The 24502-nt window shown below is 59.9% G+C and carries 22 protein-coding genes, 1 pseudogene and 1 riboswitch; of the genes and pseudogenes, 10 read left to right on the top strand and 13 right to left on the bottom strand.

Going from position 1 to position 24502, the window contains the following annotated elements; translation table 11 throughout:
* Positions 1–130: 130 nt before the first annotated feature.
* Positions 131–1186, top strand: a complete 1056-nt coding sequence (locus EN852_RS13915) for a Gfo/Idh/MocA family oxidoreductase (protein ID WP_245519787.1) — start codon at positions 131–133, stop codon at positions 1184–1186.
* Between the two features lie 89 nt (positions 1187–1275).
* Here the strand turns inward: EN852_RS13915 and EN852_RS13910 are convergent, their stop codons facing one another.
* The 7 genes and pseudogenes from EN852_RS13910 to EN852_RS13885 all read right to left on the bottom strand — a co-directional run bounded on the left by EN852_RS13910 (position 1276) and on the right by EN852_RS13885 (position 8145).
* Complete coding sequence (locus tag EN852_RS13910; protein ID WP_245519786.1) at positions 1276–2091, bottom strand: IclR family transcriptional regulator; 816 nt, start codon at positions 2089–2091, stop codon at positions 1276–1278.
* A 59-nt stretch (positions 2092–2150) separates the two neighbouring features.
* Positions 2151–3728 carry an ABC transporter ATP-binding protein gene (locus EN852_RS13905; RefSeq protein ID WP_246694281.1) on the bottom strand — a complete coding sequence of 526 codons (1578 nt, stop codon included), beginning with the start codon at positions 3726–3728 and terminating at the stop codon, positions 2151–2153.
* A gap of 1 nt (position 3729) precedes the next feature.
* Positions 3730–4332 (bottom strand): ABC transporter permease, encoded by a 603-nt coding sequence (locus tag EN852_RS13900; protein WP_245519784.1) that lies wholly within the window; start codon positions 4330–4332, stop codon positions 3730–3732.
* A gap of 156 nt (positions 4333–4488) precedes the next feature.
* Positions 4489–4560, bottom strand: a pseudogene (locus EN852_RS43325) (hypothetical protein); the annotation flags it as partial.
* A 17-nt stretch (positions 4561–4577) separates the two neighbouring features.
* Positions 4578–5546, bottom strand: a complete 969-nt coding sequence (locus EN852_RS13895; RefSeq protein ID WP_127864779.1) for an ABC transporter permease — start codon at positions 5544–5546, stop codon at positions 4578–4580.
* Positions 5547–5610: 64 nt separating this feature from the next.
* Positions 5611–7191, bottom strand: a complete 1581-nt coding sequence (locus EN852_RS13890; RefSeq protein WP_245519782.1) for an ABC transporter substrate-binding protein — start codon at positions 7189–7191, stop codon at positions 5611–5613.
* Between the two features lie 75 nt (positions 7192–7266).
* Positions 7267–8145, bottom strand: coding sequence for a dihydrodipicolinate synthase family protein (locus tag EN852_RS13885; RefSeq protein ID WP_127864778.1), 879 nt, complete (start codon positions 8143–8145; stop codon positions 7267–7269).
* Positions 8146–8242: 97 nt separating this feature from the next.
* Here EN852_RS13885 and EN852_RS13880 point away from each other — a divergent pair, with 97 nt between their 5' ends.
* The gene (locus EN852_RS13880; protein ID WP_127864777.1) at positions 8243–8626 is read left to right on the top strand and encodes a hypothetical protein; all 384 of its coding nucleotides are present in this window, start codon (positions 8243–8245) and stop codon (positions 8624–8626) included.
* 86 nt (positions 8627–8712) lie between these two features.
* Here EN852_RS13880 and EN852_RS13875 read toward each other — a convergent pair whose 3' ends face one another.
* Together EN852_RS13875 and EN852_RS13870 are read right to left on the bottom strand one after the other, a co-directional pair.
* Complete coding sequence (locus EN852_RS13875; RefSeq protein ID WP_245519781.1) at positions 8713–9303, bottom strand: DUF1349 domain-containing protein; 591 nt, start codon at positions 9301–9303, stop codon at positions 8713–8715.
* 154 nt (positions 9304–9457) lie between these two features.
* On the bottom strand, positions 9458–10165 hold the full coding sequence (locus EN852_RS13870; RefSeq protein WP_245519780.1) for a hypothetical protein: 708 nt from the start codon (positions 10163–10165) through the stop codon (positions 9458–9460).
* Positions 10166–10629: 464 nt separating this feature from the next.
* On the opposite strand from EN852_RS13870, the gene EN852_RS13865 reads away from it, so the two are divergent.
* Positions 10630–12225, top strand: a complete 1596-nt coding sequence (locus EN852_RS13865) for a GMC family oxidoreductase N-terminal domain-containing protein (RefSeq protein WP_246694280.1) — start codon at positions 10630–10632, stop codon at positions 12223–12225.
* 329 nt (positions 12226–12554) lie between these two features.
* Here EN852_RS13865 and EN852_RS13860 read toward each other — a convergent pair whose 3' ends face one another.
* The 4 genes from EN852_RS13860 to EN852_RS13845 form a co-directional block, all read right to left on the bottom strand.
* Entirely contained in the window at positions 12555–13433 is an 879-nt protein-coding gene (locus EN852_RS13860; protein ID WP_127864775.1) for a carbohydrate ABC transporter permease, read from the bottom strand.
* 153 nt (positions 13434–13586) lie between these two features.
* Entirely contained in the window at positions 13587–14519 is a 933-nt protein-coding gene (locus EN852_RS13855) for a sugar ABC transporter permease (RefSeq protein WP_127864774.1), read from the bottom strand.
* Between the two features lie 12 nt (positions 14520–14531).
* Entirely contained in the window at positions 14532–15905 is a 1374-nt protein-coding gene (locus EN852_RS13850) for an extracellular solute-binding protein (protein WP_246694279.1), read from the bottom strand.
* Positions 15906–15926: 21 nt separating this feature from the next.
* Positions 15927–17069, bottom strand: a complete 1143-nt coding sequence (locus tag EN852_RS13845; RefSeq protein WP_127864773.1) for an ABC transporter ATP-binding protein — start codon at positions 17067–17069, stop codon at positions 15927–15929.
* 669 nt (positions 17070–17738) lie between these two features.
* Here EN852_RS13845 and EN852_RS13840 point away from each other — a divergent pair.
* The 7 genes from EN852_RS13840 (at position 17739) to EN852_RS13810 (ending at position 24374) form a co-directional block, all read left to right on the top strand.
* On the top strand, positions 17739–18920 hold the full coding sequence (locus EN852_RS13840; protein ID WP_127875771.1) for an MFS transporter: 1182 nt from the start codon (positions 17739–17741) through the stop codon (positions 18918–18920).
* Positions 18921–19005: 85 nt separating this feature from the next.
* Positions 19006–19117, top strand: a riboswitch (TPP riboswitch).
* A 112-nt stretch (positions 19118–19229) separates the two neighbouring features.
* Positions 19230–21050: a phosphomethylpyrimidine synthase ThiC gene (gene thiC / locus EN852_RS13835; protein ID WP_127875772.1), complete on the top strand. Its 1821-nt coding sequence runs from the start codon at positions 19230–19232 to the stop codon at positions 21048–21050.
* On the top strand, positions 21047–22030 hold the full coding sequence (thiO, locus tag EN852_RS13830) for a glycine oxidase ThiO (protein ID WP_127875773.1): 984 nt from the start codon (positions 21047–21049) through the stop codon (positions 22028–22030). Before thiC ends, thiO begins: the two co-directional genes overlap by 4 nt.
* Positions 22014–22211 (top strand): sulfur carrier protein ThiS, encoded by a 198-nt coding sequence (gene thiS / locus EN852_RS13825; protein WP_127864769.1) that lies wholly within the window; start codon positions 22014–22016, stop codon positions 22209–22211. Before thiO ends, thiS begins: the two co-directional genes overlap by 17 nt.
* 5 nt (positions 22212–22216) lie before the next feature.
* Positions 22217–22990 carry a thiazole synthase gene (locus tag EN852_RS13820; RefSeq protein WP_127875774.1) on the top strand — a complete coding sequence of 258 codons (774 nt, stop codon included), beginning with the start codon at positions 22217–22219 and terminating at the stop codon, positions 22988–22990.
* Positions 22987–23592: a thiamine phosphate synthase gene (locus EN852_RS13815; RefSeq protein ID WP_127864767.1), complete on the top strand. Its 606-nt coding sequence runs from the start codon at positions 22987–22989 to the stop codon at positions 23590–23592. Before EN852_RS13820 ends, EN852_RS13815 begins: the two co-directional genes overlap by 4 nt.
* A complete protein-coding gene (locus EN852_RS13810) occupies positions 23583–24374 on the top strand; it encodes a hydroxymethylpyrimidine/phosphomethylpyrimidine kinase (protein WP_127864766.1) in 792 nt (263 codons plus the stop codon). Before EN852_RS13815 ends, EN852_RS13810 begins: the two co-directional genes overlap by 10 nt.
* Positions 24375–24502: the final 128 nt, after the last annotated feature.

Genomic DNA, 24502 nt, shown 5'->3' with positions numbered 1-24502 from the left:
TTGATCGCCTCCCCTATGACGCGAACAGACGCTATCTGTACGTCACTTTAATGCAGACTTCAACGAGATGCGAAGTTGGCTGCAAGAGGCGAATGCGCCCATACTCAGGGCCAGATCAGGAGCGCCCGGCATGGCAACTCACGGCAAGACGGGGTGGTCAGTTATGGGGACCGGGACAATTGCCACGGAGCAGATGGTCGCGGGCATCAGAGCGCAGGGGCATGCTCCGTTGTGGGTGGTCAGCCGCCGAAAGATGGATGCAGCTCATTTCGCTCAGGATCTCGACATTCCGCAATGGACGACCAACCTGTCGGATGCTCTCGGCGATCCTAACGTCCAGTTCACCTATGTCAGTGCCCGTCTGAAGCGGCGGGCCCATTACATCACCGCTGCGGCCAAAGCTCGCAAGAACGTCCTTTGTGATGGACCTATCTCCGAAAACAGCAAAGTAGCCGCTGAGCTTGTGCGTCTGTGCGACAGCGCCGGGATTGTGCTTGCGGTACATCATCCGTTCCGTGCATCGGCCATCCACCAGACCATGCGCAGACTGATCCTGGATGGCGACATCGGCAAGGTGCAATCGATCCTTCTTACCCGCGAGGGACCGTACAAGCCCGCGGCCAAGCGCAGAAAGGACGATCTCGACAGCGAAGGCGACATCTATCTCGACATGTCCGTCGATGACATCGACCTTGCCAGGTTCCTGACGGGTGGAGAACCGCGTGAAGTTTCGGCCATTTGCACTATTGCCAATGGCAGACCCAACCAGATTTCCTATTCGTTTGAACTGAACGATGGCAGCCTGTTTCATGCGTTCGAGAGTTTTGCGATCGCCGACCTGGAAAGCACGGTTGTGGTGGCTGGAGATCGGGGCACGCTGATCGCCCACGGTACGCTGAACGGCAAGGCTTCGGGTACGCTCATGCGTCGGCATGCAGCCAAGAACGAGCTCGTGCCGGTTCGCGACGGAGATTCGCATGTTGCTGCAGTCGAGGACTTTGTCAGCGCCGGGGAGCGAAGGCTGACCTGGCTGGCACGGGGGTCAGATAATGTGGCCGCCCTTCGCGCCGCGGAGGCTGTGGCCAAGGCCGCCTCGAGGCGCCGCACCGCCACAGTTCAAGGAGGGCAGCAAACGAGCGGCCTCCTCAAGCGAGAGCAATCTGCACAGGATGCTGCGGGCCAGTGAAATGCACCGGCTGGGTCCGTCGTGTTCCGAGCGAATCTTTTATTGCGGAACAGGCGGCTATGGCTTCAGAAGGCATGAGCAGGACCGGATCAGGATTGCCTGGTCTCACGGGATGGCTTTCCCGAATACCCCATTGCGCGGGATATCTGACCCGCGATCTCGGCAATTCGCCCTCCGGTCGACGGGACATCCTCGTCAGTAACGCGCGCGACTGGTCCGCTGATGCTGATTGCGCCGAGCGGGCGCCCCGATTGGTCGAAGACGGGCGCGCCGATGCAGCGCCCTCCAATTGCGGACTCCTCGTTGTCGACCGAATAGCCCCGCTCCCGGATAAGGGGAAATTCCGCACGCAGCTGGTCGACGGTGGTGAGGGTGTTATACGTGTAACGGGGCAGCCCCGGCTCCTTCAGCAGAACGTCCACTTCATCCGCATCAAGCCATGCGAGAATCGACTTGCCGAGAGAAGTGGCGTGCCATGGGTTGACTACTCCCACGGATGCTCCCTGACGCAGCGTCTGCATGGCCTCGATACAGTCCACGACGACAACCTCGTGGCGCAGCCAAAGGGCGAAGCTGACGGTCTCATTGAACTGCTCGTGCAAGGTTTCCAGATAGGGATGGGCTACCGTTCGAACGTCCCTGCGGTGGAGTGATTTCTGCCCAAGAATATAAAGCCCAATGCCAAGGACATAGCGATTTCCATTCACCTTTTCGATGAGCCCATGCCCGACGAGACTGGCCACATAACGTGACGTGGTTGGCTGTCCCAGCCCCACCTCTCGTGCGATCATCGACAGCGACATGGGCTGGTCAGACCGCTCAAGAACGCGCAACACTGCAACCGCCCGATCGACAGCGTCGAAGCGGGCACCTTTTTCCTCATCGGTGAACAGGTCGTTTGGCAAGATCGTCCCAGCAAAATCCCGTAGCAATCGTCCCTTGGTGCTCCAAGTCGAGCCGGCCGTCAATTAAGTCGCGGCGCGGCATCCAGCAACATTCTTGTGTAAGAGTGGTTTGGCGAACGCAGGACGTCATTCGTTCGTCCCGCCTCAACGATGCTTCCGTCCTTCATGATTATGATGGATTGTGCAATTTCGGAGACCAGCGGCAGGTTGTGCGTTATGAACAGCATCGCTAGGCCGTCCCTCTTCAAATCGAGCAGAAGCTCGACCACGGCCGCTTGCACTGACACGTCGAGAGCCGAAGTGATTTCGTCACACACCAGAAGCTTCGGTTTGACCGCGAGCGCGCGGGCCACGGCTACGCGTTGACGCTCACCTCCGGATAAATCTGCCGGGTAAAGGTCGGCAACGCGTTGCGGTAACCGCACGCGGTCGAGAAGCGACCGGACTTCGGCGCCGACCCGTGCTCTATCAGCCAGTCCCGTCAGGCGAACAGCACGAGCGATGCTCTGGGCGACAGATTCCTTCGGGTTGAGAGAGCGATCGGGATTTTGGAACACGATCTGCATGGCGCTGAGATCTGCCTTGGAGCGGCTTGAGACAGCGAATGGCATCGAATGGCCCTCGAACGACAAGCTGCCCGAGGCGTTGCTGTGCAAACCTGTCACGCATCGGCCTGTTGTGGTTTTGCCGCTGCCGCTTCCACCGACCAGACCCACGCACTCGCCTTTGCCAACCGAGAATGAAACGCCATGCACGACCTCGACCTGACCATGAGCCGCGCGCAGGTTCTTCACCTCGAGAATGTTCTGAAATTCAATTGCACCCTCGGCCTCGGGCGCCGCCGCTGGACCATCGGTTACCAGTCGTGGAATAGCGTCGAGCAGCATGCGCGTGTAATCGGCGCTCGGTTCGGCGAAAACCTGCCTGCGGCTCCCCTGCTCGACGATCCTGCCAGAAAACATGACGGCCACCCTGTCGGCCACGACGTTCACGACCGCAAGGTCGTGGGTGACGTAGACCACGCTTGCGCTGCTGGACTTGACCAGCCTCGCGATCAGCTCAAGGATCGTCTGCTGGGTGGATACGTCCAGGCCGGTGGTCGGCTCATCCATCACGATGACCTGCGGAGACGTGACGAAGGCCATGGCAATTGCGATGCGTTGCAGTTGACCGCCGCTCAGCTCGAAGGGATAGCGTCTCGAAAACTTTTCATCGTCCGGGAGATCGACGCTCCGCAAAGCATCACGCATCAGTTGCTTCATGCCGGTGCCCGAATGGCCGTGCGCCGCAAGAAGCTCGGCCATTTGCTTGCCGACGGACATGCGGGGGCTGAAGCTCGTCGTCGGATTTTGCGGAACCAGCGATACTTTGCCGCCCTGAAAGGCACGTTTCCTCTGGCCGGAGAGCGAGAGGATGTCGGTACCGCCAATCAAAATCTTGCCGGACGAAATACGCATTCCGGGCCGCGCAAAGCCTAGCAAACTCAAGGCGACCGACGTCTTTCCAGATCCCGATTCACCGATGATGGCCAGGACTTCACCCCGCTTCACGTGAAGGGAGACGTCACTGACGATTTCGCGGCCGTTCAGATCATGCATGTAAAGGGATTGCACAACGAGCGGGATTGCTTCGGTCATTTCAGATCTCTTTCGACCGACCGACCGAGCGCGCGAAGCTGTCGGCAAGCACGTTGACGGCAACGGAGAAGGCAGCAATTGACAGAGCTGGCGCGAGTGCGATCCATGGCGAGATCGTGATGCCAATGCGGTTTTCGCTGATCATCAGACCCCAATCGGCCGCCGGCGGTGGCAGGCCCAAGCCCAGGTAGCTTAGGGAAGCGTAGAGAATGATCGACCCGCAAAGTCGCACTCCGAAGTCGGCCAGGACCGGTGTCAGCACGTTGGGCAGGATGTCGAGGAAGCAGATTGCAGCCCAGCTTTCCCCGCGCGCGAAGGCAGCTTCGACGTATTCGTTCTTTGAGATATCCATGGTGATCAGTCGCACGATACGGAAGATGCGGGGCGAATGCAGGATCACGATCCCTATGATGACTGTGGGCAGGCTTGGCCCCGTCGAGGCGAGAAGGACGAGAAGAAAGATTGCCGGCGGCAGCGCATAGATCACATCGGAAATGGCAATCAGAAGGATATCGAGCGCGCCTCGCCGCAGGCCCGAGTAGATGCCAAGTGGCACCGCCACAACATAGGCCGCCATTGTTGCGCAAAGCGCGACGACGAGCACAGTCCTTCCGCCATAGAGGAAGCGACTGAAAGTGTCGCGCCCCAGGAAGTCGGTTCCAAGCCAATGCTCGTGGGTTATCGGCGCGAATGGAGCGCCGACGATTTCATCGAAGGCGTAGGGACTGAAAAATGGCCCGAGCGAGGCAAGGGCGACTATGATGACGACCAGGACCAGAGCGATACGAGCTGCTGGCTTCGCCAAGGTCAGGCGCAGGACGGAGCGGCGCATACGGTCAATCCCTTCGGCTAGGTCGTACCGCGCGCCACGCGCAGCCTTGGATTAAGAAGAAGGATCAGCGCTTCGGACACCAGGTTGATCAGCACATAGGTAGCCGTGATGATCAGCGTGATGGCGAGCACCGTCGGCATGTCACGGTTGATGACAGCCTCTGAGAGCGCGCTGCCGATGCCCGGCAGTTGAAAGACGGACTCGGTGACCACCACTCCACCAGCCAACCAAGCCGCGTTCAACGCGATCGTCTGGATGGTCGGTGTGATGGTGTTGGGAAGAACGTGGCGCAGCAATACCCGCGCGGGGCTTATGCCCCTCAGCCGCACCATATAAATGTATTCGGCGCTCAGCACTTCCAGGGCCACCGCTCGAACCATTCGAACGACCTGGGCCAGTGTTGTGCCGAGCAGCGTCAGAACCGGCAATATGAACAGGCTGGTTTGGGATGAGAGGGGGAGGCTGTCGTTGATCAGCGATACCGGCGGCAACCAACGAAGATAAACTGCGAAAAGTACGATCAACACCGTGCCGATGACGAACTCAGGCAGGGCAACGGTCACGATCGTCGGAACCGATATCAGGTGGTCAGCCAATCTGTCTTTGTAGATCGCCGCTGCAATGCCGAGCACGAAGGACAGTGGTATTAGCAGAAGCAGCGATGTGACCGTCAGTATCAGGGTGTTGACGGCCCTTGGCCCAATCGCCTCCCAGACCGACCGCCCGGACGGTATCGACCGACCGAAGTCGCCGGTGAGTGCGCCTCCGATCCAGCTCGCATATTGCACGACTGCGGGACGGTCCATGCCGAACTCGCGCCTGAGCGCCTCAACCGCCGAAGGATCAGCTTTGGCACCAAGCGCAGCCCGGGCCGGATCTCCTGGCAGATACTGGGTGGCGGCAAAAACGACGATGGAGACGGCAAAAAGCGTGACGGCAGCCAGGGTTATTCTTGTCAAAAGAAGCTGGAGCAAAGGCTTGTTCAAGGAGCTCACTCTTCACAAAAAAGGGGGTGCCGCCGCAGCCTGGTCGGCCACGGCGGTTTGCAGCCTACGCGAAATAGACGCTTTCGAACTGATAATAGCCAAGATTTCTCTGGGTGGAGGGAACGATGTTCTTGACCTTGGCACTGGAGGCGTCGAGAAGATCACGGAAGCCCCAGATGATGTAAGCTCCCTCATTCCAGAGGACCTTCTGAGCCTCAACGTAATATTCGCGGCGTTTGGGACCGTCGAATGTGGTCCTTGCCTTGCTTACCCACTTATCGAACTCGTCGCTGGTCCAATCCGGTTCGTTCCAGTAAGCCCCCCGCGCATAGCCTTGCCCGAATTGGGATTCGAGAGTGTGTTGTCCCCAATCCGAACTGCCCATCTGCGTCTTTTTGAAGTTCGGGCCGGAATAGTAGCTGTCGGGCGGCACGACGAGGAGCTCGATGTCGACGCCGATCTTCTTCGCCTGGTTGGCGATGAGGGTTGCCGACGCCTGCATGCCTGGAGCGGCATCCGAGGTGTAGAGGGTGATCGCCTGGCTGTTGTCAAAGCCCGCTTGCTTGAGCAGCGATTTCGCCTGGTCGGGGTCGTAAGCGCGTTGCGGCAGCTCGGAAGCATAGTCTGGATCGGTGATGCAGTGCAGGTCGTTACCAATCCTGCCATATCCCGACAGTGCGTTGTCGAGCAGTTGCTGGCGGTCGATCATGAGCCTGAACGCCTGGCGGACGCGCACGTCGGTAAAGGGCTTCAGGTTCGTCATCATGAATTGATCGGTCGTGGCTCCGCTCTTGGAGCGCAGCAGGGTGAGAGCTGGATTTGCTTCAATCAGGCGCGCAAGGCTTCCATCGAGCTGAGCCACGGCATCGACCTGGCCGGCCACCAGCGCATTCATGCGGGCGGTCGGGTCGTTGATCGCGATGAATTCGACCCCATCGAGATAAGGCTGGCCGGGCGTGCGATAGTTATCGCTGCGCGCGAGCGTCACCCGCTGGCCGCGGGACCACGACACGAACTTGAAGGGCCCGGTCCCGATCGGCTTGTCGAAATCTGTCGTGCCGTCCTTCATGAGGAACATGACCTTGCTGCCCAGCACTTGCGGCAGCAGCGCATAGGGCTGTTTCAACGCCACTTCGACGGTATTGGCATCGAGCGCACGCACACCTTTCGGCTCCAGGAGCGGCGCCAGGTTGGGATAGGCATCGGCCTTGTTGTCGGAATTGAGGATGTACTGAATGGTATAGACCACATCCTTTGCCGTGAAAGGTGCGCCATCATGCCAGACCACACCTTTCTTGAGCTTGATTTTCCAAACGTTGCCCTCGGCGTTGTGAGTGAAGTCATCCGCCAACTTGTTGTAGAGATTACCATCCTTGTCGAAGTCCGTGAGCCGGTCGAAGACCGACTGGGCGACGGCGAAATCCATATCACCTGTCGAGATGAAGGGGTTGAGCGACGATTTCGCCCCGGCAGCTCCAAGGCCGACGCGGAGCGTCCCTCCCCGCTTCGGTTCGTCGGCCAGGGCGGGGCGAAGCCCCGCCCCGGCAAGCATCATGCCGGTGCCCAACAACAAGCCTGTCTTCAGCACATCGCGCCGCCCGATAAGCGTCGAATCTGCCTTGGGGGGATACACGTCCTTCCTCATTTCCTCATTCCCTCTGTTTTGATGGTTTGTTTTGGCTCATTAACTCAACGAACGGACGGCAACGCCTGTCACGTCTCAGGCAAGCAGTCCGGCATGCTTGAGAGCCTTCAGGATGTTTTCCTGATCCTCCTTGGCCAAGTCGCCATTGGGCTTGCGCGGTTCACCTACCTTGCGGCCCTGGGCGTTGATCGCGAACTTAATGCGGGCGGGGAAATTGACGCTCTTGGTCATCTCCCGTGCCAGCGGTGCGATCTTGTCCGTCAGCTTGCGTCCGAGGACGTAATCACCGGCGGTGTGCGCGGCAAAGATCGCCCCGTACTGCTTTGGAATGACCGTGTTGATGCCGGAGATCGAAGCCTGCGCGCCGAAAAGAAAGCTCGCAATGTTCACGCTATCGGCGCCGGCAGCGATGGCGACGCGGTCGCCCACCGTCTGGACCAGCTCCGTCACCGGCTCCAGCGCCACTTCCTTCACGCAGATGACCTCCGGCAGCTGAGCAATGCGCTGCATGACGGACGGCGGGTTGAAGAAATGGTTGTAGTAGATGATGGGCAAAGAGGTCGCCCTCCCGACGTCCTGGATGAACTTGTCCAGCCCATCCCCCGAGGGGGTATTGTAGATTGGGGGGCCAAGCATCAGCGCGCAGGCGCCGGCCTGCTGGGCGAGCAGACCACGCTTTATCGCGTCGCGAGTGGTGGTCGTGATTATCCCGGCGATCACGCGCAGCTTGCTGTTTGCCGTGGCTGTTTCGACCAAGAGTCCAAGTTCTTCGGCGGAAAGCTCATCCCCGGAACCGGTGCTTCCGCCGACCACGGCAAGGCGAATGCCAGCGCCTTCCATGAACCGAAGCTCACCCTTGAACAGCTCCAGGTCGAGATCACCATCGGGTCTGAAGGTCGAGACGAGTGGCGGGATGATCCCCTTGATCTCGTCTTTTTGAAGCACAGTCGCCATTGCCAATCCTTATTTCACTCAGTGAAAGTAACTATTACTGGATGAACATCCCGCGAAGTGCCGAGGTTGTCAAGAGGTTTCGCGGCCGTGGCTCCGAATGAACAAGAGCGACGTGCCGCTCCTGGTTTTCAGGCGGCAGGACCCGGTGAGCGTCAGAACTCATTCATTGCGTGGGGCTAAAAAACCCATGGGCTACAAGCGCCGTCAGATGACGATCGTTGTGGCGAAGCCCGCAGCTCGCGGCTGCGAGTTGGCATCGAGCCAGGTGCGCGGCCAAGACGCCAATACCTTGCATTGGTGGGGCGACCGCGCCTGTACTCAAGGCGCGCCAACGCCTCAGTCGATCCTTAAAGATCGTGATCTTGCGGAACGGATCATCCCGAAAACGCTATCCGTTGCATCCGTCACTCGGATCACGATTTCCAGTGTCCCGCCACGTGGCATTACTGGCGCCTTGGCAGGAAACGCGGGGAGGCCATAAAGCCGGTCGCCGTTGGCCCCAATCGAAATCGATGATGAGGGACCAAGCGGGCTGAGCCGCTGTCGTCAACGGCCAATTGCCGTCAGCTATTGTCCGTTGCGCAGATCGCTGATCTTGGCCACAGAAAGCCGGACGTCCGAGAAAACAGCGGTCGTCCCCTCGCCCGTCGGCGATTGAACGCCGAGTCCTACACGCACCGGCCGCCTTTCGACGCCGGGCAGAGTGAACCAGCGCAGGAAATTCCAGTATTTGCCGTCTTCGGAAAAATGGAACGCGATCGTTTCTCCGTCGCAATAGGCACGCAGCCACACATGGTCGCCCGAGTGACGGGGCCCGTCCGAGTCATCGGATGTACCGCGAGTCACCACGCTGACAATGGTGGGCTTGCGCGCGGCGGAAAATTCGAAGGCGATCTTCGCCCAGTTGTCGTCATCGCACTCGATGAAGATCGCGCCGGCGTCGTATGGAGACGCGAATTCGACAGAGACCCTGGCAGACAGTGCAAAATGCTGCTCGTCGATCTCGCGCACCACTCGCGTGACATTCGCGACACGGCTTTTGCCGCTTGGGGCGAAGAACCAGTCCGTGCGAGCATTGGCCCGCAGCCGAACCAGATCGTCCTCAATTACCGCGATACCGTTGTCGGCTCCTTCAACGCGCATGCCGTTGAGCTTCATGTTCTTCCTTTCAATCTTTCAATCTAACAGCTCCGCCGGGAAACCGCCGGCTTAACCAGCTCGAACAATGCTCGGAACCGGGCCCTTGGCGCCGACACTTGATCGCCGGCTGACGCGAGGCACTGACGATCGCCAGAGACCGGTCGAAAAGTCATCAGGGATGGAGTTCTACGGCCAGCCACACCGAATCGGTATCCGCGTAGTAGCGGTGCCAGGGGTAGGTCCACTCATTCTTGCCGGTAACCCTGCAAAACGGGTCGTGCGAGTAACCGACTGGCATCACCACGTCTTCATAAATTGTGGTTTCGTCGCGCAGTCGAAATTTCTGCATCCGTCCCGAGCCATGGATTTGTGTGTGTGTTTCGAGGAAGCGGTGCTCATTGTGGATGAAGCAGTCAGTGTCGCCCGGCGACCACCAAAGGTTCAGCTTGAGCGTGAACGTCTGTGGAGAGCCGGGTGATGCGCGCTCATTGGTGAACACCAGAGGATCGGTGCTGACCGTGCCGATCTCATCCTGCGGGGAAATGAACAGCGGCGTGTCGCGTGGGAAACTCTTTATTCGATTGCCAAGCCAGTCCCAGCCGCGGAACATGCAACCGCCCAGATTGGTGGCTTTTCGCACCTTCAGAAGCGCTGCCCGTTCCGCGGACTTGATCTGCCCGCCCTTCAGCCATGTCGACTTCCAGGCTGGCACGATCGCCGGGTGCTCATCGCCGGTGATCATCGCGCTGGGACTGATGTTTACAACGACGGCATCTTCAACTGGATAGTCGCGGACATCTTCGACGAGCTTGGCGAAGATGAAGTCGTCGGCAAACGAAAGGTCTCTCGTCTGGTTCGGCACGGCTTTGTCGTCCATCATCAAGGTCTACCTGCGCCAGACCACACCACAATGCGGGAGCCAAAAGAAGTGCGCGTCTGGACGATTCTTGTCGTAAGTTGACGCCGCTTCTGCGTCATTTCGCGAAAGGACGCCGCATCCCGCGCGGCCAAGCCGAGCTTGGCGGCTCGGTGTCTGAGCCCTCGGTCCGGGCCAGCATCGAATGCCTAAACCACCGCAAACTTTCTCTCCTAGCGCGTCACCCTGCTTCGACGTTCCATGGTTTGCGAACTTGTCATGTGCTCGCGATGTTTGCCTACTGTGGAAGATCGGCAGGGCCAGCTTCGACATGCGTTCTACAGATGATCGGACAGGACGGAGATCCGTCGGGCCAGAATCTGGCGCGACTCTGCCGCGGAGCTCAGGCTGGAATTCGATCAGAGGATATCGAACCCATGACAAGGTATGGATCGGCGCTCCTGGGGATTCGACCACGAGATGAAATCATGCAGACCACCTGTGACTATATTGTCGTTGGCGGTGGCTCCGCCGGATGCGTGATTGCCGCGCGGCTTTCCGAAGATCCTGATGCCTCTGTCTTCCTGTTGGAGGAAGGCCCGCGCGACTTCAACCCCTACATCCATATACCCGGTGCCTACTACAAGACCGCTCAAGGGTCCCTCTTGAAACGGATTGCCTGGGAGCCGACCGCAGCCCAGTCGCGCACGGAACAGCCGACCATGGTCCAGGCCCGAGTGCTCGGCGGTGGCAGTTCAGTTAACGCAATGATCTATATACGCGGCGCTCCATCCGACTATGCGCGCTGGCAAGCACTCGGCGCCGATGGCTGGAATTATGATGATGTGCTGCCCTACTTTCTGCGGTCGGAAGACAACAACCGGTTCTGCAACCAGACCCACGGCGTAGGGGGACCGCTGGGCGTTTCCGACATCGATCACATCCACCCCCTCACGCGCGCCTGGCTGCAGGCGTGCCAGCAGGCTGGGCTGCCCTATAATCCTGATTTCAATTCGGGCGACCAGGCCGGCTGCGGTCTTTACCAGATCACTGCCAAGAACAGGCGGCGCAGCAGTGCCGCGACGGCGTTCATCAAACCCGCTCGCCACCGACCCAATCTCCAGGTTCGAACGGGATCCACGGTCACGCGGATTATTGTAGAGAAGGGGCGTGCTGTCGGGGTGGAGTATGTGGCGAAGGGCCGCAAATGGGTGCTCATGGCCAGTCGCGAAGTGATTTTGTCGGCAGGTGCGATTGCCTCGCCGAAATTGCTGATGTTGTCGGGAATCGGCCCGGCCGACGCTTTGCGCGGCCATGGCATTCCTGTCGTTGCCGATCTGCCGGGGGTCGGACAGAACCTGCAGGACCACATCGAAGTTTCACTCGTCTATCAGTTGAACGGACCCCACAGCTACGACAAATACAAGAAGCCGCTTTGGAAAGCCGCGGCTGGCCTGAATTATCTGCTGTTCAGGGATGGCCCGGCTTCTTCGAACCTGATCGAGGGAGGCGCGTTCTGGTGGGGCAACGCAAGCGAACCGATCCCGGATGTGCAATATTTCATGGTCGTGGGTGCGGGCATTGAGGAAGGGATTGACGCCGTCCCCGGCGGAAACGGCTGCACGATAAATCTGGGACAAATCCGGCCTCGGTCTCGAGGGGAAGTGACGCTGAAAAGCGCCGATCCTTATGCCAATCCACGCGTGGCGCCACGGTACTTTTCCGATCCCTATGATCTCGATGCGGTGGTTGAAGGGACCATGGGAGCCTTCGAAATCATGGAGCAGCCGGCCATCCGGCGCTACATAGCATCAAGGCAAGTCCCCTCCCCCGCAACAACGACGCCAATCCAAGTAAGAAGGTTTTGCCAAGAGGTAGCGCATGCAGCGCTTCATCCCGTCGGTACCTGCCGCATGGGCCATGACGATATGGCGGTCGTCGACCCGAGGCTCCGCGTTCACGGTGTCGAAGGTCTTCGCGTGGCCGACGCATCCGTCATGCCAACCATCGTCTCGGGCAATACCAACGCCGTTTGCATCATGATCGGCGAAAGAACAGCGGATTTCATCAAGCAAGGAAAGTAGGATCGCCTGACATTGATAGCCGTGAAGATAAGGGCCGACGATCGTCGCTCAGTGCCCTCGGTGACCTGCGCCTCAATTCGCAAGCATTTGGCCCCCCTGAGAGCCACATTCCGTTCCCGTGCGTAGCAGCTGCGAAGCTCTTCAAAGCAGTCGAGAAGTATCGTATGCTATCGCATGGTCGATTCTTTAGTCCAGCTATCCAGGCAGCGGCAGAAGCCAAGCGACAGCCTGCATTGGACAACACCGAGGACGCGGATTACCAGCGAGCGAGTTCGCCACACCCGCGCTCGAGCCATGCCGCACCTTGCGAGGCATGGTCGCGGTTCTTGCTAGCGCACTGCGCCGCCCAGAACGAAACCGGCTTTGAACTGCCTCGAGAGTGCCAGATAGAGGACCACGACAGGCAGTGAATAGATAATGGAGTAAGCCGCGATCGCGCCGTAGTCGATGGACGTGGCATTGACGAAACCAAAGAGCCTGACCGGAGCAGCTTGCTGATTGTCGGAACTGATCAGCACAAGCGGTATCAGGAAGCTCCCCCAAGCGTTTACGAAACCAAACAGAGCTGCCGACGCGAGACCAGGCATTGTCAGTGGAAGTATCACCGACCACAATACGTGCCATGTCTTTGCCCGCTCGATATAGGCGGCCTCTTCCAGATCGCGCGGTATGGCATCGATGAAGTTCTTTATGAGATAGATCTGGAAGGGGAGTGCGGTAACCCCGAGCAGCACCGCCGTCGGGAACATCGTCAGAAGCCCGGCGGAGCTAAACATCTCATACATTGGCACTATGAGGATCGTGATCGGAACGCCCGATAGAAACAGAATGCCCAGCAGGATCGGGCCTTTCCAAACGATGTGATGACGTGAAAAGGAGTAGGCGGCAAAGAAGGCCGCAACCGTACCAATGGTCGACGCGACGAGGGATATCACCAGGCTGTTGCGCAGCGCGGCCAGGTTTCCTGACTCAAGAGAGACGATGTAATGCTCTGCGGTAAGGACTGGCAGCTTCGTCTGAAAAGTTGCGTTCTTATCAACCGAAGCCAGTGCAAGCCATAACATGGGCACCGCAAAGAAAATTGAGAGTGCAGAAATTACGATGTTGCTGAAAACCTTGGAAAAGCTCCAGCGATTGACCTTATTGGGTGTCAGATGAGACCAGGGCGGCAACTCGGTCGATCTGCTAGGCTGAATTTCTCGAGTCATTTAAGTCAGTCCCACTTGCGCGATTTGTATCAGGCTCACCGGCGGGCGCACTATTGTCGGCGGCGGGCCAGCCGGTGAGCGTTTGCGTTGCCATTTCCCGCGTCCGCATCTCGCCCCGCCGTGGCACGCTTGCCGCGGCGGGATAGAGGTATCTCATCGGCGCTGTTTCCCGAGAAGGACGAATAGCCCTCCCAGGACGGCCGAGATCAGGACAATCACGTTGCCGAGCAAGGCTGAATAACCCAAGTTGAAGAACTTGAAGCCTTGCAGATAAGAATAGACCGGCAAGATATTTGTCTGATTTCCAGGGCCTCCGGCGGTCATCAGGTAGACAAGCGTAAAATTGCCAAAGGTGAGAAGTGTCATTAGAAGTGCGGATGTGACGATCGTGGATCTAAGCATCGGCAAGGTCACCTTGAACAACGTCTGGGCGCGAGACGCTCCTTCCAGCCTGGCGGCAGCCAGTATCTCCTCGGGTACGTTGCGAAGCGCGGCCGAGAACATAATCATCGCGAGCCCCGCGAGCGACCAAGAATTCGCCAGGCAAACAATCAGCATGGCTTGGTCATACAGCAAATCATAGTTTGGGTTTCCCAGCAGGGTCGGAATAATTCCGGACTCGGTGCTGCTTGCTTTCCAAACAATGGCAATTGTCGTAGGCGGCAATGTCCATGCGACAATTGCCAAGGCGCCTGCAATCTGGCGGATCAATCGCAAACAATCCTGCATGGCAATTGCCATGACAAGGCCGAGCAGGGTCGCGCCCACTGCTCCCGACCCGACCACAAACAAGACAGTTAGCCAGATCGATTGATAAAAAGTCGCGTCGTGAACCAGGGTATTTACATTTGCCCATCCCGTGAAGCGGTAGTTCACGGCGTGCAGCCCAATGAGCTGAAGGTTTGTAAAGCCCAGATAAATCGCATACACGACGGGCACCAGAAACAAACCAAGCAGCAGCACGGTGGCCGGCGCGAGCAGCACGAGGCTCGCCGGGTTGAAGCGCGCCTTGTCAAGGCGCGCTTCAAGGCGCAATTTTTCGGGCAACCCTAAGGTATTTGCGGGCGCGTTTTGGGTTACCGACATCTGCGCATTCCTCTACGGCTCGACGCGATCGTCGCCGAGTTGGTTGACGACGTATTCCCGCATCGTCTTCACGACGTCATCGATAGGCGTCTCGGGCTTGAGAACCAGAGTTTCCGTAGCCTGCGCTACAGCAAAGCTCCAAACGCTGTATTCAGTGCTGGCCGGCATGCTGTGTGCGTTCGCGATCAGTTTTGAATACTCCACCTGAAACGGCTTCTTGGCAAAGGCCACATAGCCAGGATCCTCGGCATACGCCGGCACTGGGGGCACAAGGCCGCCATATTGGTCGAGCTCAACCATGTTGGCCTTCTTCTGCATGATGTCGATCAGGGACCAGGCCAACTTCATGTTCGAGGCCTTGCTATTGACCGACAGGCTCCACCCACCGAAGGACGCGGCGAAGCCCGGCGCCTGGCCAAGCGATGTTGGCAAAGGAGCGAGTGCGATCGAGTTGTCGGGATCATCCCAGCAGGGCGTGCAGATCGTCTTGTTCCACATGGTCGGCCAATAGTTGCCGGCAAATCCGATGCCGAGCTCGTGCTTTGGCATATGCTGGGCGCCGTTGTTTGGAGCGTTGGCATCCAAGATCTGGGAGGCGGGCGCCAGCAATCCCTCGGCAGCGGCATCGCGGTAGAAGCTCAGCATTTCGCGCATGCCCTTGCTGTCCACCACCCACTTCTTGGTCTTTTCGTCGAAGATGGTCGGGTCGCTGGAAGCCGAGATGAGCAGGCCGGCGCCCATGAGCGTACCCTCCGAACCCTGCGCCGTTCCGGTCATGAGCCATATCGGCCATACGGAGGGGGCGCTCTTCTTGATGGCTCGGGCGGCGTCGAGGATGTCTTTCCACGATTTCGGGCTCCAGTCCTTTGGCAGGCCCGCCTTGGCGAAATTCTCACGATCATAGAGCAGGCCAAAGGTGTTGACGCCTTCGCTCACGGCATAGACCTTGCCGTCAATGGTCCCTTCCTGCTTGATGGGTTCGGGATAGGACTGCCACCAGTCGCGAGACTTCAACTCATCATCCAACGGTGCCAGGAGCCCGCTGCCGGACCATTGACCGGCGCTTTGCGCCGCAATCTGGATCACGTCGGGAGCGGTAGCCGGTGAATTCATAAGAAGGCTGAGCTTGGTGTTGAAATCATCGAAGCTGCCAGGAATCGGGATTGGTTCCAGGGTGGCACCGGGGTTGGCGGCCTCGAACTGGGTTTTCATCTCACCGAACCATTTCTTGGCCAATTTCGGGGAACTCATGAAGTAATCCTGGCTGTAGGCGACCTTCAAAGTGTCACCGGCCATTGCCGAACTGCCGGCAGCAATCGTTGCGCCGAGCATGACCGTCGCGCTAAGCAGCGCAGATCGAAACCCAGAAAGCATTTTGGTCTTCATGGCAAAGGTTCCTTCCATTCTTCAGTTGATTGGCTGAGCGGGACGAAATTCGGATCTTTCCGATTGTCCCGGGGGGTCTTTTCGCAGCGTGTTTCCGGTTACTGCATCGAAGAAATGCAAGTCCACCGGATCGAATACGAGGTCGACCGTCTGACCGATCCGGATAGGTGCGAAGCTCGGGAACTTGGAATTTACTTCGGTTCCTCGGACGTTCACGAGGACGAAGGTCTCCGAGCCGGTCGTTTCAACTCCGCCGACGATGCCCTGCATCTTCTGAGTGCATCTCGACGGGGCGTCCTTCGTCCAGTGTATGTCGTCTGGGCGAATTCCAAGCTCGACGGACGAGGGAAGATCCTTGCCGGCGAGATATTGCCCAGACACGGAAAACTCTGTTCCAAGGCATTTGACGTCCACCGAACCGCCGGTCGCCGAAAGCGCGGCGGGAAGGATATTCATCTTGGGTGACCCGATGAACGTTCCGACAAATTTGTTGGCGGGTGCTCTGTAGAGGTTGGCTGGCGTATCAACTTGCAGAATGCGTCCCTGGTTGAACACTGCGATGCGGTGACCCATCGTCATCGCTTCGACTTGGTCATGGGTCACATAGACCGTGGTCACCCCTACGCGGCGCTGAAGCTCAGCAATCTCGGTCCTCATCCGCGTGCGCAAACCGGCGTCCAGGTTCGAGAGCGGTTCATCGAGCAGGAAGATTCGTGGCTGGCGGATCATCGCACGCCCAAGCGCCACTCGCTGACGTTGGCCACCGGATAGTTCATCCGGACGTCGCCGAAGCAGGGATTCCAGTCCTACGAGAGAGGCTACATGCTTGACGCGCTCGGCTATCTCTGCCTTGGGCTCGCCCCGAACCGTCGGTCCGAAAGCGAGGTTCCGCTCGACAGTCATATGAGGATAAAGAGCGTAGCTTTGGAAAACCATCGCGACGTCGCGTTGGCCAGATGGCAGGAGCGTGATGTCCTTGTCGTCCGACCAGATCCGACCGAAGGAAGGCAACTCAAGCCCGGCAAGCATCTTCAGCGTCGTGGTTTTGCCACAACCGGAAGGCCCGACGAAGACCATGAACTCGCCGTCCCTGACTTCAAGCTGAAGGTCGTATATGGCGGCATAGTTGCCGTAGACCTTCCATACGTTCTCGAAGCGGATCATGGCTGCGATTCCGAAGGCCAAGAGAAATCGGTCGTCCACACGCAAGGCATGAGGGCGCACTCCTTTATTCGACAGGTGCGGGCAACGTTCTTTTACTGCGATCTAGAACGCACTGGACGGCGCGAGCCATGGCAAGACGGCCGACCCTGTGTGGTCAAAACCTCCCTTGTCGATCGCATGCTTTGGTGTCCGGTTCTGCGCGAGGCAGGGATCATGGTTGTTGTTTTCGTAACACCGGAGCGACCCGACTTGCCCGGTATTTGCCGCCGTTTCCGCTCGAACAGCAATTTCGCAGGGGGGCGAATGTTGTTGCAGCAAGACGCGGGGAGTGCGTCACCCTGCTAAAGAAAGCGGTCAATTCGGGGATTTTGCGCCCAGCTGACGCTTTCCTACGTTATCACATTTAGGTGAACGAGTCTTAAGTTCCAAATGGTCGGCAGGTGCGGAACTGGATCGCCTATCGGCAAGCCAGGATCCTTACCGCGTCGCTATGCGTCGGCTATCGGTGACTTGCGAAATTGCTCGAGTATCCGCTCTTGCCGATGACTGGTGACATTAGAGCGAAGGTTACCAGTTCTCATTGGCTTTCCCGCTGGAGAGGCAAAGCTTTGCTTCGCACGGGCAGCGGCGGTTGACGAAGATGAGGATAGCGGGCGGAGGTCGTCGAAAGTGAAGGAAAGCTCGACCATCCCCTCGGCCATCCGAATCAGCCGCTTCTTTTGCAGTCTCTTTTTCCTGGGTGGCGGCGTCGGCATTGGTGCCTGGGCATCCTCCCTACCAGTGCTCAGCGTTCAGATGAACCTCGCCAAGGGTCAACTTGGACTCGTCCTGATTTGCTTCGCTCTGGGCGCGATCGCGATGATGACAAACGTCGGCCGCTTGGTGGTGATTGTTCCGAGCGGTCTACTCAGCCTAATGGGTTCGCTCACATTCGGCTTCGCGCTGTTGGCGCTTCCTTGGGCCGGAGGAGCCCTTTCCATGGCAATGATTGTGTTCCTTGCCGGTGCCGGATTTGGAACGCTGGACGTGTCGATGAACACAGACGCCTCGGCCTTGGAGCGTCTTATGCGCCGGCAGGTGATGTCCTCATTCCATGCCATGTTTAGTTTTGGAAGCTTGGCCGGCGCTGTGGTTGTGGGGCGGATACTGTCAGGTGGCGGCGATTTAAGCCGTTGCCTTGGGGTTACCGGAATTGGAGTTGCGACGGTTGCGCTCTTCGCCTGGGCTGGATGGAACCAGTTCAGCTGGATCCACGCCCCTGCCGCCGCTTTCGAGGCTGGGGACGCTCGATCCCAAAGTTCCTTCAACAAGCATCTTTATCTCCTGGGCGGTCTAGCATTTTTTGCAATGCTGGCCGAGGGAGGAATGATCGATTGGAGCGCGATCTATATCGTGACGCAATCGGGTGGATCGGAAAGCGCGGGAGCTTACGGCTTCGCAGCGTTCTCGACGATGATGGCAATCGGGCGCCTGTTCGGCGACGCCATCGCCAACACAATCGGCCAGGTGCGAACACTGCGCTACTGCGCGGTCGTTTGCGCATGTTCAGTGCTCGCAATGGTCCTCATGGGCGGCAATCTTATTATTGTTTTCGTGGCGCTCACAGTTTGTGGTCTTGGCCTCGCCAACATCGTGCCCACCCTTTTTGCGGCCGCAGGCCGTGTGGGCGGCAAGTCTGCTGCTCGTGCCATGTCAACTGTGACGACAATCGGATATGCTGGACTGCTGTTGGGGCCAGGATTGCTAGGGCTGATCGCTCAAATCTCCTCGCTCGCGGCCAGCTTCGGCGTCATCGCGCTTGCATTTGTCGCAATTTCTTTGTTGGCGCGATCTCTGATGCACAGAAGCTGACTACACCGACCGTCACTTTGAAGATCGGTCTAGTCCGCGTACGCCGTAAAGAGTTGACACAGCCACTCCTCATCGTCCAACGTATGCGCCTCACCAGGGGAGTCCCGGCAAGGGGCTGAGATACTGCTATCGCGCGCAGTGACCCGTTGAACCTGATCCAGTTCATACTGGCGTAGGGACGGTGCGAGGTTTCGCGGGTCGGCAATCCGGCTTCGGTATTCGGGCAGTGCCCGCGTCCTGCGCGAAGCGTCACTTCCTCCTCATCGCGTGGACTGGGTCTCCGTTGCACTTGAGCAAGGAGGCTCACTCATGAATGCCCACACCCCGACCGTCACCGTCGGCGAATTGCCCGCTTCGAAGAAGGTCCACAAACCTGGCCAACTTCACCCGGGCCTGCGTGTCCCGATGCGCGAGATCTCGGTTCACCCGAGCGCCGGCGAGCCGCCGGTCACGGTCTACGACGCGTCCGGTCCCTATACCGACACGACGGTGAAGACCGAGATCGAGCGCGGCTTGCCGCGGCTGCGCGAGGCATGGATAGAGGCGCGCTGCGATGTCGAACGCTACGAGGGCCGCACGATCAGGCCCGAGGACAACGGCTTCGTCTCCGCCGATCGGCTGACGCCGGAGTTCCCGGTGCGTAACAGGCCATTGCGCGCCACCGGCGGCCGTGCCGTCACCCAGCTTGCCTATGCGCGCGCCGGCATCATCACGCCCGAAATGGAGTTCGTCGCCATCCGCGAAAACCTCGGCCGCGAGCAGTTACGTTCGAAACTTCAACGTGATGGCGAGAGCTTCGGCGCCGCGATCCCGGATTTCGTGACGCCGGAATTCGTTCGCGACGAGGTGTCGCGCGGCCGCGCCATCATCCCGTCCAACATCAACCACCCCGAAAGCGAGCCGATGATCATCGGCCGCAATTTCCTGGTGAAGATCAACGCCAATATCGGCAACTCCGCCGTCACCTCGTCGATGGCCGAGGAGGTCGAGAAGATGGTGTGGGCCATCCGCTGGGGAGCCGATACGGTGATGGACCTCTCGACCGGGCGCAACATCCACAACATCCGCGAATGGATCGTGCGCAATTCGCCGGTGCCGATCGGCACGGTGCCGATCTACCAGGCGCTGGAGAAGGTCGGCGGGATCGCCGAGGCGCTGACCTGGGAGGTTTTCCGCGATACACTGGTCGAGCAGGCCGAACAGGGCGTGGATTATTTCACGATCCATGCCGGCGTGCGCCTGCCCTACATTCCGCTGACCGTCGACCGTGTCACCGGCATCGTGTCGCGCGGCGGCTCGATCATGGCCAAGTGGTGTCTGCATCACCATAAAGAGAGTTTCCTCTACGAGCATTTCGAGGAGATCTGCGACATCGCCAGGGCCTATGACGTGGCGTTTTCGCTCGGCGACGGCCTTCGCCCCGGCTCCATCGCCGATGCCAACGACGCCGCCCAGTTCGCCGAATTGGAAACGCTTGGAGAGCTCACCAAGATCGCCTGGGCCAAGGACTGCCAGGTGATGATCGAGGGCCCCGGCCATGTTCCCATGCACAAGATCAAGCAGAACATGGACAAGCAGCTCGCGGTCTGTGGCGAAGCGCCCTTCTACACGCTTGGGCCGCTCACCACCGACATCGCGCCAGGCTATGACCACATCACGTCAGGCATCGGCGCGGCGATGATCGGCTGGTTCGGAACGGCGATGCTTTGCTATGTCACGCCGAAGGAGCATCTCGGCCTGCCCGACCGCGACGACGTCAAGACCGGCGTCATCACCTACAAGATCGCCGCACATGCTGCAGACCTCGCCAAGGGCCATCCAGCCGCTAAGGTCAGGGACGATGCGCTGTCCAGGGCGCGCTTCGAGTTCCGGTGGGAGGACCAGTTCAACCTGTCGCTCGATCCCCAGACGGCGCGCGCCTTCCACGACGAAACCCTGCCGAAAGAGGCGCACAAGGTGGCGCATTTCTGCTCCATGTGCGGCCCCAAATTCTGCTCGATGCGGATCTCGCACGACATAAGGGCGGAAGCGCAGAAGGAAGGGCTCGCGGCTATGGCGGCCAAGTACCGGGATGGCGGCGATCTTTACATGCCCGTGGACGGCACCTTGGAGCGCACGGATACGCCATGAAGGTGCTCATTCGCGGCGCTGGCGTCGCCGGATTGACGCTCGCGCACGAGCTGGCAACGCGCGGTGCCGATGTGACCCTGGTCGAAAAGCGCGAGGAGATCGCCGGCAATGCCTCCTGGCAGGCCGGCGGAATGCTCGCGCCTTGGTGCGAGCGCGAGAGCGCTGATGAGGCGGTGCTCACACTCGGACGCGACGCGGCCGACTGGTGGGACGCGGCATTGCCCGGCCATGTCTCGCGAAACGGGACATTGGTGCTGGCGCCTGCCCGCGATGTCGGCGAGCTGGACCGGTTCGGCCGCCGCACATCCGGCTTCAGACAGCTCGACGCCGGTGAGATCGCGGCCTTCGAACCAGCCCTCGCCGGCCGGTTCGGGCGCGGGCTGTTCTTTGCTGACGAAGCGCATCTCGACCCGCGCAAGGCGTTGCTTGCGCTGGGCGACAAGTTGCTCGGCTTGGGCGCGCGTTTCGAATTCGGCCGCAGCATCGTGTCGGCTATCGCGGATATCGAGGTGGACTGCACCGGCATCGCCGACAAACGCCCGGATTTGCGCGGTGTCCGCGGCGAGATGCTCATCCTGCGAACAGCGGAGATCTCGCTAGCCCGGCCAGTACGCCTGCTTCATCCTCGGATCCCGATCTACGTGGTGCCGCGTTCGGAAAACCTCTTCATGGTCGGCGCGACGATGATCGAATGCGATGCCACGGGTCCAATCACCGCGCGTTCCACCATGGAGTTGCTCAGTGCCGCATACGCTCTGCACCCGGCCTTTGGCGAAGCCGAGCTGGTTGAAACGGGTGCGGGCGTGCGCCCCGCATTCGCTGACAACCTGCCGAGCGTCGAGCGCGACGGAAGCAACATTCGCATCAACGGTCTCTACCGCCATGGCTTCCTGCTGGCGCCGGCCATGGCGCGGCAGGCCGCCAACATCATCCTGGGAAATCCAGCAGCAAAGGAGTCCGCTCTTGAAGCTCATCGTTAACAGCAAGAGCCACGACGTCGCGGCCGAGACGCTTGCCGCCCTGCTGACCGAACTCGATTTTGAAGGTGGCTGGCTCGCCACGGCGCTGAACGGCGAGGTCGTGCCGGCAAAGGAACGCGACCGCTGCCGGCTCACTGAGGGCGATCGCATCGAGATCCTCTCTCCGATGCAGGGAGGTTGATCCAAATGATCGAACTCTACGGACAAAAATTCTCATCGCGCCTTCTGCTTGGCACGGCGCTCTACCCCTCACCTGCCGTCATGGCCGAGGCTGTCAAGGCGTCCGGCGCAGAGATCGTCACCGTGTCGCTTCGCCGCGAGACCTCCGGCGGCAAGGCCGGCGGTCAGTTCTGGTCGCTGGTCCAGTCGCTGGGCGTTCGCGTCCTGCCCAACACCGCCGGCTGCCATTCGGTGCGGGAGGCAGTCACGACGGCACAGATGGCGCGTGAGGTGTTCGGCACCAAATGGATCAAGCTCGAAGTGATCGGCAACCACGATACGCTGCAGCCTGATGTCTTCGGGCTGGTCGAAGCGGCAAGGATCCTTGCCTCGGAAGGCTTCGAGGTCTTCCCATACACGACCGACGATCTCGTCGTTGCCGAGCGGCTGCTTGAGGCCGGCTGCCGGCTGCTGATGCCCTGGTGCGCGCCGATCGGCTCCGCGCGCGGGGCGCAAAACCCCGATGCGCTTAGAAGCCTGCGCGGCCATTTCCCCAACGTGCCGCTGATCGTCGACGCTGGCATCGGCCGCCCTTCGCACGCCGCAGCCGTTATGGAGCTCGGCTACGACGCAGTGCTGCTCAACACGGCCGTGGCCAAGGCCGGCGATCCCGTGGCCATGGCCGCGGCGTTTGGCAAGGCGATCGAAGCTGGCTGGGGGGCCCATTGCGCCGGCCTGCTCGAGCCGCGCGACATGGCCGTCCCCTCTACCCCAGTCATCGGCATGGCAGCATTGTCATGAAGCTCGATCCGTTCTACCTGATCGTCGATTCCGCCGCCTGGGTCCAACGTCTCGTGCCGCTTGGCGTGAAGCTTGTGCAACTGCGCATCAAGGACCTGGACGAAGCTTCGCTGCGCCGCGAGATCCGCGCTTCGAAGGCGGTATGCGACCGCCGCGGCTGTCAGCTCATCGTCAACGACTACTGGCGTATCGCGATCGAGGAGGATTGCGATTTCGTCCATCTCGGCCAGGAAGATCTGGCCGCCGCCGATGTGAAGGCCATCCGCAGGGCGGGTGTGAGGCTTGGCCTGAGCACCCACGACGACGCCGAACTTGAGACCGCGCTGCAGGCCGAGCCCGACTATGTCGCGCTTGGCCCGATCTACCCAACCATCCTCAAGGCGATGAAATGGGCACCGCAGGGGCTTGAGCGCATCGCTTTGTGGAAGCAGCGCGTAGGCAACATCCCGCTCGTAGCCATCGGCGGGCTCACCGCCGAGCGAATTGCAAATGTCTTCGCGCACGGCGCGCAAAGTGCGGCGGTCGTCACCGACATCACTCGCAACATGCGCCCCGAGGCACGCACGGCCGAATGGCTGGCGGCGACAGCCCAATGGCGATGACGCCGCACGTGCTCGTCGTAGCTGGTTCGGATTCGAGCGGCGGCGCCGGACTAGCCCGCGACGTCGAGACCTTATCTGCGCTTGGACAGCGCAGCTGCCTCGCCGTCACGGCCGTCACGGTACAGACGCACGAGGACGTCGAGCGCATCGAATACATTTCGCCGGACCTCATCGCCGCCCAGATGGGCGCTGCCTTTGCGGCCAACCAAATCGCTGCGGTCAAGGTTGGCATGCTGGGCAGAGCCGCGGCGATCGAGGCCGTCGCCTCGATTTTGGCGCGCAACCGCCACGTGCCTGTCGTGCTCGACCCTGTGCTGGCCTCCACGTCGGGGCGAGCGCTCTTAGAGGAGGACGCCGTCGACGCGATGCGTCGCGATCTCATGCCGGTATGCCGGCTGGTTACACCCAATCTACTCGAGCTGGCGGCGCTGACAGGGTCGGTCTTGGCGTCAAACGACGAAGCGGCCTGCCAGCAGGGCAAGCAATTATCGGGCGCTGTGGGAACCGCCGTGCTGGTAAAAGGCGGACATGCGCAGGGAAGGCAAGCCGCTGACCTGCTTGTTCCACCGGACGGCCCGGCCATTCGGTTCGTCTCGACGCGCCTGAAGTGCAGCATGCGGGGCACGGGTTGCATGCTCTCCACCGCTGTCGCAGCCTTTCTTGCCCTCGGCGCTTCACTGGAAGAGAGCGTTCGTGGTGCCAAGCAATATGTTTTCGACAAGTTTGCTCGAGCGGAAGCCCAAGGAGAGGCAGCCCACCACTCTCAGCGATGTGTTCGTTGAGGAAAAAACGCACTTGCGCTCACTTTCCGCTGCAAGGTCAGTCCAGACGAGCGGCCGGCCGGAATGAAAGGACGGTCGCGACAAACATGCAAGACGGGACGACGGGATCAGCCAGGACGGAGAAAATC

The organism is Mesorhizobium sp. M2E.F.Ca.ET.209.01.1.1, from assembly GCF_004010375.2.
GTDB lineage: Bacteria > Pseudomonadota > Alphaproteobacteria > Rhizobiales > Rhizobiaceae > Mesorhizobium.
The sequence above is the reverse complement of the archived record's forward strand: the minus strand, read 5'-3'. Positions and strand labels throughout refer to the sequence as shown.

Excerpts from the sequence above, each read along its gene's own strand:
- EN852_RS13915 (WP_245519787.1), top strand. The coding sequence starts at position 131 with ATGGCAACTCACGGCAAGACGGGGTGGTCAGTTATGGGGACCGGGACA.
- EN852_RS13905 (WP_246694281.1), bottom strand. The coding sequence starts at position 3,728 with ATGACCGAAGCAATCCCGCTCGTTGTGCAATCCCTTTACATGCATGAT.
- EN852_RS13890 (WP_245519782.1), bottom strand. The coding sequence starts at position 7,191 with ATGAGGAAGGACGTGTATCCCCCCAAGGCAGATTCGACGCTTATCGGG.
- EN852_RS13885 (WP_127864778.1), bottom strand. The coding sequence starts at position 8,145 with ATGGCGACTGTGCTTCAAAAAGACGAGATCAAGGGGATCATCCCGCCA.
- EN852_RS13880 (WP_127864777.1), top strand. The coding sequence starts at position 8,243 with ATGAACAAGAGCGACGTGCCGCTCCTGGTTTTCAGGCGGCAGGACCCG.
- EN852_RS13875 (WP_245519781.1), bottom strand. The coding sequence starts at position 9,303 with ATGAAGCTCAACGGCATGCGCGTTGAAGGAGCCGACAACGGTATCGCG.
- EN852_RS13870 (WP_245519780.1), bottom strand. The coding sequence starts at position 10,165 with ATGATGGACGACAAAGCCGTGCCGAACCAGACGAGAGACCTTTCGTTT.
- EN852_RS13865 (WP_246694280.1), top strand. The coding sequence starts at position 10,630 with ATGCAGACCACCTGTGACTATATTGTCGTTGGCGGTGGCTCCGCCGGA.
- EN852_RS13860 (WP_127864775.1), bottom strand. The coding sequence starts at position 13,433 with ATGACTCGAGAAATTCAGCCTAGCAGATCGACCGAGTTGCCGCCCTGG.
- EN852_RS13855 (WP_127864774.1), bottom strand. The coding sequence starts at position 14,519 with ATGTCGGTAACCCAAAACGCGCCCGCAAATACCTTAGGGTTGCCCGAA.
- EN852_RS13850 (WP_246694279.1), bottom strand. The coding sequence starts at position 15,905 with ATGAAGACCAAAATGCTTTCTGGGTTTCGATCTGCGCTGCTTAGCGCG.
- EN852_RS13845 (WP_127864773.1), bottom strand. The coding sequence starts at position 17,069 with ATGATCCGCTTCGAGAACGTATGGAAGGTCTACGGCAACTATGCCGCC.
- thiC (WP_127875772.1), top strand. The coding sequence starts at position 19,230 with ATGAATGCCCACACCCCGACCGTCACCGTCGGCGAATTGCCCGCTTCG.
- thiO (WP_127875773.1), top strand. The coding sequence starts at position 21,047 with ATGAAGGTGCTCATTCGCGGCGCTGGCGTCGCCGGATTGACGCTCGCG.
- EN852_RS13820 (WP_127875774.1), top strand. The coding sequence starts at position 22,217 with ATGATCGAACTCTACGGACAAAAATTCTCATCGCGCCTTCTGCTTGGC.
- EN852_RS13815 (WP_127864767.1), top strand. The coding sequence starts at position 22,987 with ATGAAGCTCGATCCGTTCTACCTGATCGTCGATTCCGCCGCCTGGGTC.
- EN852_RS13810 (WP_127864766.1), top strand. The coding sequence starts at position 23,583 with ATGGCGATGACGCCGCACGTGCTCGTCGTAGCTGGTTCGGATTCGAGC.